Annotated in this window: 5 protein-coding genes and 1 pseudogene; 4 read left to right on the forward strand and 2 right to left on the reverse strand. The window is 36.1% G+C overall.

Annotated features, from left to right (window positions below; genetic code table 11):
* Positions 1–1,430 (forward strand): annotated as a pseudogene (serA, locus tag WBN20_RS06085) (phosphoglycerate dehydrogenase); the annotation flags it as partial.
* Between the two features lie 40 nt (positions 1,431–1,470).
* Here serA and rlmH read toward each other — a convergent pair.
* Positions 1,471–1,944, reverse strand: a complete 474-nt coding sequence (gene rlmH, locus WBN20_RS06090; protein WP_424281082.1) for a 23S rRNA (pseudouridine(1915)-N(3))-methyltransferase RlmH — start codon at positions 1,942–1,944, stop codon at positions 1,471–1,473.
* Positions 1,945–2,027: 83 nt separating this feature from the next.
* On the opposite strand from rlmH, the gene nadC reads away from it, so the two are divergent.
* The 3 genes from nadC to priA are packed head-to-tail and all read left to right on the forward strand — an operon-like array spanning position 2,028 to position 6,341.
* On the forward strand, positions 2,028–2,885 hold the full coding sequence (gene nadC, locus WBN20_RS06095; protein WP_424270893.1) for a carboxylating nicotinate-nucleotide diphosphorylase: 858 nt from the start codon (positions 2,028–2,030) through the stop codon (positions 2,883–2,885).
* Positions 2,886–3,848 carry a YihY/virulence factor BrkB family protein gene (locus WBN20_RS06100; protein WP_424281083.1) on the forward strand — a complete coding sequence of 321 codons (963 nt, stop codon included), beginning with the start codon at positions 2,886–2,888 and terminating at the stop codon, positions 3,846–3,848. It abuts the gene before it with no gap.
* A gap of 36 nt (positions 3,849–3,884) precedes the next feature.
* Complete coding sequence (gene priA, locus WBN20_RS06105) at positions 3,885–6,341, forward strand: replication restart helicase PriA (protein ID WP_424274637.1); 2,457 nt, start codon at positions 3,885–3,887, stop codon at positions 6,339–6,341.
* Here priA and WBN20_RS06110 read toward each other — a convergent pair whose 3' ends face one another.
* The gene (locus WBN20_RS06110; protein WP_348138106.1) at positions 6,342–7,034 is read right to left on the reverse strand and encodes a LytTR family DNA-binding domain-containing protein; all 693 of its coding nucleotides are present in this window, start codon (positions 7,032–7,034) and stop codon (positions 6,342–6,344) included.
* Between the last annotated feature and the right edge of the window lie 67 nt (positions 7,035–7,101).

The following is a 7,101-nucleotide window of genomic DNA, read 5'->3' on the forward strand; positions in this document are numbered from 1 at the left end:
ATGGTAAAATTGAATGTTTAAAGCAGTTAGATCTTGAAGGTGAAGTACAGGTAATAGGGGATGGGTATAGTGATTATGTTATGCGGGAAGCAGGCATTGCTCATAAATTTTTCGCCTATACTGAAAACGTCCATCGGGATAAAGCGGCTGATAATGCAGACCATGTTGCGCCAAATCTGGATGAGTTTTTATTTATTAATGACCTGCCAAGAAGCCTTTCTTATCCAAAAAACAGAATAAAGATACTTTTGCTGGAAAATGTGCATCCGGCTGCTTTTGATAATCTTTAGGAAGATGGTTTCTCAGTGGAGCTCGTAGAACAAAGTTTATCGGAAGATGAACTTATTGAAAAGATAAAGGGAGTGCATGTCCTGGGAATCCGTTCCAAAACAAAACTTACTCCTAAGGTTTTAGATGCTGCAAATAAATTATTGGTGGTAGGAGCCTTTTGTATTGGGACGACTCAGATAGATTTGGATTATTGTAAAAAGAAAGGAGTAGTGGTTTTTAACGCGCCATATAGCAATACGAGGTCTGTTGTTGAATTGGCTATCGGGCAAATTATTATGTTATTTCGAAATGTTTTTCCTAGAAGCAATGAATTACATAATGGTGTATGGAATAAAACAGCTGTAAATTCTAAAGAGATTCGGGGAAAGAACCTCGGAATTGTAGGGTATGGTAATATAGGCAAACAATTGTCTGTGCTTGCTGAAGCCATTGGGATGCGGGTTTATTATTATGATATTGAGGACAGATTAGCAATGGGTAATGCGGTAAAATGCGAAACACTTGAAGATTTATTAAATGTTTCAGACGCGGTTTCCTTGCACCTGGATGACAATAAGGCCAATATAAATTTCATAGGGGAGCGCGAAATAAACCAAATGCGTGAGGGTGCCATGCTTTTAAATCTTTCAAGAGGTTTTGTAGTGGAGATACAAGCCCTGGTAAAAGCTCTTAAAAGTGGCAAACTACGTGGCGCAGCAATAGACGTTTTTCCCATAGAACCAAAGTCTAATGGATCCTTTGCCTCAGAATTACATGGAATCCCCAATGTTATTCTAACTCCCCATATTGGGGGTAGTACGGAGGAAGCACAGAGAAATATTGCCGATTTCGTGCCTAACAAGATTATGTATTATATCAACTCTGGCAATACTGTTGATGCAGTCAATTTCCCGAATATTCGTTTGCCCAAACAGAATCAGGCTCATAGGTTCTTACACATTCATAGAAATGTTCCGGGAATTATGGCCAAAATTAATGAGGTTCTGGCGACTTATGAGATGAATATTTCCGGACAATACCTTTCAACTGATAGTGATGTAGGTTATGTGATCACTGATCTTGACCGGGATTATAATAAAGAGGTAATTAAAGCGCTCAAAAAAGTAGAAAACACTATTAAGTTTAGAGTTTTATATTAAACTGCTTTTTGATATGTAGCTTATTATAATGATTATGTCATTACTTATGATGATAAGGTTCATTTCTCAGAATGGTAAATGCCCTGTAAATTTGTTCAACAATAAATAAGCGGACCATTTGATGTGAGAATGTCATTTTTGAGAGACTTAATTGACCATTTGCTTTTTGTTTAATAGAATCGCTAAAGCCGTAGGGGCCACCTATAACCAAAACCCATTCTTTAATGCCCGAATTCATTTGCTTTTGCAATTGATTGGCAAATCCTTCAGAGGTGTATTCCTTGCCATTTTCGTCCAATAAAAAAAAAGTATCCGTGCTGTCAAGATGTTTTAGGATTAATTCAGCCTCCTTGTCCATTTGATCAGAAACAGATAGGTTTTTGGTGTTTTTAATATCAGGTAAAACGGCCAATTCGAATTTTACATAGTGTTTCAATCTCTTCAGATAAACATCTATCAGCTTCTGTAACTCTCCACTATCTGTTTTTCCTATTGCAAGAAGTTTTATCCTCATATATCTAAGTTATAATTTTAAGGAAATTGAATTTCTTTATTGGCATATGTTTTTACTAATTTAGTGCCCTACAAGTTGCAAAAATGATATCAGAAGAACAATTCCAAAAGGAGATATCTTTAATAATAGAAAATGCCATTAGGGAGGATATAGGAGATGGAGATCACAGTTCACTCGCTTGTATTCCGTCTAATGCATTGGGCAAGGCTAAACTATTAGTAAAGGATGAATGTATATTAGCGGGTGTTGAATTTGCCCGACAGACTTTTAATTATGTGGATAAGGATTTAAAAATGGAAATCCTATTGAAAGATGGCCAACAGGTAAATTTTGGGGATGTGGCATTTTATATAGAAGGAAGATCTCAGTCTATTTTAAAAGCAGAGCGACTTGTTTTAAATGCCATGCAGCGGATGAGTGCCATAGCTACAAAAACTAATTATTTTGTTTCACTACTTGAGGGGACCAAAACAAAAATCCTGGACACCCGGAAAACCACCCCCGGAATTCGAGCGCTTGAAAAGTGGGCTGTAACCATTGGAGGAGGAGAGAATCACAGGTTTGCTTTGTACGATATGATTATGCTGAAAGATAACCATATAGACTTTGCAGGAGGCATTACTAAGTCAATTGAAAAAACCAAGCGCTATTTAAAGGAATCGAAAAAGAATTTGAAAATTATTGTGGAAGCCAGAAATCTATTAGAAGTGGAGGAAATTCTGCAATCTCCAGGTGTTTTTAGGATTCTTCTCGATAATTTTAGCTACGAGGATACAAGAAAAGCAGTGGCGCTCATCGGGAAAAATTGTTTGACTGAATCATCAGGTGGAATAAATGAGAATACAATTAGAAAGTATGCCGAATGTGGTGTTGATTATATTTCTTCAGGTGCTTTAACACATTCAGTATATAACAAAGACCTAAGTCTTAAAGCAATTTAGATGTCGGAGGAAATAGAAAGAAAACTGGACAAGATTCCTGTAGTCAATTGGCTGGTCAGACTACTTAAAAAAGTTAAACTCCCGGCCTTTGAAGGACTCTCTCTCTATGATCTTGTAGAAATGTATATTACAGGTATAGTTCAGGGCGCGTTTTCAACCCGGGCAAGTTCTATTGCATTCAGCCTTTTTGTGGCTCTTTTTCCCTTACTTATTTTTTTATTTACATTAATCCCTTTTATTATACCTTATGTTAGTGTAGGTAATGAAAATTTTGATAGCCAATTTCTTGATTTTCTGGAATCTTTTTTACCGACTGCCACAGGCGAATATTTTGAAGTAATTTACTATCAGATAAAAGATCAGCAAAGTGGCGGATTGCTGTCTTCGGCGTTTATTTTGTCCATTTTTTTAATGACCAATGGCGTTAGTGCTATTTTTGGTGGTTTTGAAGATTCTTACCACATAAACCTAACCAGGAATTTCTTTAAGCAGTATGCCTTTGCAATGATGGTAGGATTTCTTCTTTCTGTTTTATTGATCTTTGGTGCGGTTGGCTATATATACTTTGAGTTCTATATTCTGGAATATTTAAGCGAATGGGCAGCCCAAACAAGAGGATATGATCTTTCAGAAAATGATATTGTAGGAGCACGAATTGGTAAAACATTGTTTTTTATTCTCCTTTCCTATCTTACCACGGCTATCTTATACTATTTCGGTACAAGGGAAGGTAGACAAGCTAAATTCTTTTCTTATGGCGCCTTAATGACTACTTTGTTATTTTTCTTAACTTCCTTTTTGTTCGGGATTTATATCGACAACTTTTCAAGATATAACGAATTATATGGAGCCCTGGCGGGATTGTTAATTCTTATGTTTTATATATGGCTGAATTCCATTATTCTGCTACTCGGATTTGAGCTGAATGCGACGCTTAATTATCTTAGAAAAAAACATCAGTAATAAGGTTTAAGCTTAAAAAAAAGATAGTGTAATGTAATGGAAATCTATATAAATGTCATACTACCCATTCCTTTGGAAAAGCATTTTACATATCGCATTTCAGAGTATGAAGCATCGCAATTAAAATTGGGAATGCGGGTAGCCGTGCCATTTGGGAAGTCTAAACTTTATACCGCTCTCGTTGTTGAGCTCCATAACAGGCCACCTATGGTGTATGAAGCTAAAGCAATACACGATATATTAGATGAACAACCTATTGTGACATCAATTCAATTGAAACATTGGCAGTGGATAGCGGACTATTATATGTGCACTTTGGGCGAAGTATTCAGAAGTGCAATTCCAAGTGCACTATTGCTGGAAAGTGAAACTCTTATTTTACCAAATAATGATACCATAATTGATGAAGATCTTTTAAAGGATGATGAGTTTTTGGTCTATGAGGCTCTGAAATACCAAAATATCCTTCGTGTTAATGATATTAAGGAAATTGTCGAAAAAAAGAATATTCTCCCTATTCTCAACAGACTTATTAAAATTAATGCCATCGTACTAAAAGAAGAAATTCATGAACAGTATAGGCCAAAAATGGTACGTTATATTCGGTTGGGTCAGAGATATAATTCCGAGGTTGAACTCGAGGTTTTATTGAATTCCCTTACCAGAGCACCTAAACAAAGCCAGGTTGTGCTTTCATTATTTCATCTACAGGCAACAAAAAAAAAACCAATAAAACTCGATGAATTAGAAATTGAAAGTAAATCGAGCCGGGCCATAATACGCGCATTAATAAATAAAGAAGTCCTGGAAGAATATTTCATTCAAACAGATCGGGTTACATTTAAAGGACGTAAAGAACTTGAGCCTCCAAAAGAATTGAATGAATACCAGGTTACTGCATTAAATGCAATTAGACAAAGCTTAGATAAGAATAAAGTTACGCTCCTTAAAGGGGTTACTTCATCGGGTAAGACTGAGGTATATGTGCAACTCATAGCAGAGTGTTTGAGTGAGGGAAAACAAGCATTATATCTGGTTCCGGAAATTGCGATTACCACACAACTCATTTCAAGATTACAGGAATATTTTGGCTCCGCAATTTCAGTTTTTCATTCCAAATACAATATGCAGGAAAAGGTGGAGGTTTGGAAAAATGTTTTAGATAATAAACCAAAAGCACAGCTAATTATCGGGGCTCGATCTGCCTTGTTTCTACCTTTTGCAAACTTAGGCCTGATAATTATAGATGAGGAACATGAAACTTCATTTAAACAGTATGATCCTGCACCACGATATCATGCCAGAGACGCTGCAATTGTTCTCGCAGGCTTATTTAATAGTAAGGTGCTATTGGGTTCTGCAACACCAAGCATAGAGAGTTACCAAAATGCACAAACAACAAAATACGGATATGCACAAATAGACAGAAGGTTTGGGAATGTTTTAATGCCCGAAATAGAATTAGTAGATATCAAGGTGCAGCATCGGAAAAAACGAATGAAGGGCCATTTTTCTGAACGTCTATTAGAAGAGATTACAGAAACACTAAACGAGGGGGAGCAAGTAATTTTGTTTCAGAACAGACGGGGTTATGCTCCGATTTTGGAATGTACTACATGTGGGCATTCCCCTCAGTGTCCCAATTGCGATGTGAGTTTAACATATCATAAACAAAGAAAACAATTAAGATGCCATTATTGCGGACATCATATTGTTATTCCAAATAACTGTTTGGCTTGCGGCAGCAATACATTAGACACCAAAGGCTTTGGTACAGAACAGGTAGAACAGGAATTAAATACGATTTTTCCATCTGCCAAAGTAGGCCGTATGGATCTGGACACTACGAGGGGTAAACATGCACATGCTAAAATTATTCATGCCTTCGAAAATCAGGAAATGGATATATTGGTAGGGACCCAAATGCTTACCAAAGGCCTTGATTTTAGAAATGTAAATCTTGTGGGGATTATGAATGCGGATGCACTTTTGAATTTTCCCGATTTCAGGGCACATGAGCGAACCTATCAGTTACTAACTCAGGTAGCGGGGAGAGCCGGCCGAACTAAAAAAAGAGGTAAAGTAATAATTCAAACTTTCAACCCTTACCATCAGATACTTAAACAGGTTACCACGGGAGATTTTGAAGGTATGTTTCAGGAACAATTGTATGAAAGGGAGCAGTATAAATACCCGCCGATCAATAGAATTATAAGAATTAGCTTTAAACACAAAGAGTACAATAAATTAAATGAAGCCTCTGCCTGGTTTGCAAAAGCCCTCCGCAATGCCAGTGAAATTAAAGTATTAGGCCCGGAATTCCCACCGGTTGCACGAATACGCAATCAATACATAAAACATGTTTTGATTAAGATTCCCAAAGGCGTGCCTCTTCAAAAAACAAAAAAAAACATCAAAAAAATTCAAAATTCTTTTGATGCTGTTTCTCAGTTCAAAGGCGTACGTATAATCTACAATGTAGATTATATGTAATTAGACATTGCTTAATGCTTCCGCCAATTCTGTTTTTTTATTTCTACTCAATGGAATAGACCTGCCACTTACCTCAACATTCTTACTATTGAATTTCTCTATTTTTTCAAGATTTACAATATAAGACTTGTGAATTCTCAAAAATTTATCTTCAGGTAATTGTTTTTCGAAAGCCTTCATAGTTGAAAGAATAACAATGTTAGCTTCATCGGTAACCAATTTTATATAGTCACCCAGGGCTTCTATCCACTTTATTTCATTAAGGATAACCTTTCTTTTCTTAAGATTGCTCTTAACAAAAATATGTTCTTCATCTTCATTCACCTTATTCATCTGCTCATATTTGGCGACTGCTCTTTTAACAGAAGCATCAAAACGAGCCATTGTAATAGGTTTGTGGAGATAATCGGTTACATCATAATCAAATGCTTTTAAAGCATAATCTGGTTTACCTGTTATTAAAATCACCTGAGGACTATTCTCTAAGGATTCCAATAAGTCAAAACCGCTAATGATTGGCATTTCTACATCAAGAAAAATTAAATCGATTTCATTATTCTTGATACCGTTTTTCGCTTCAATAGCATTACTATAATCAGCTACTAGTGCCAGGTTAGGATGATTGTTAACTAACTTTGCAACTGCCATACGTTGCATAGATGAATCATCAACAACAATACTTCTTAGTTTCATAAAGGGGTTGATTTGTGGGGTTAAATCATCGACAAAGTACCGAAAAAACAAGTTTAACTGCAATAAA

The sequence above is a fragment of the Eudoraea sp. genome (assembly GCF_049665975.1).
Lineage (GTDB): Bacteria > Bacteroidota > Bacteroidia > Flavobacteriales > Flavobacteriaceae > Eudoraea.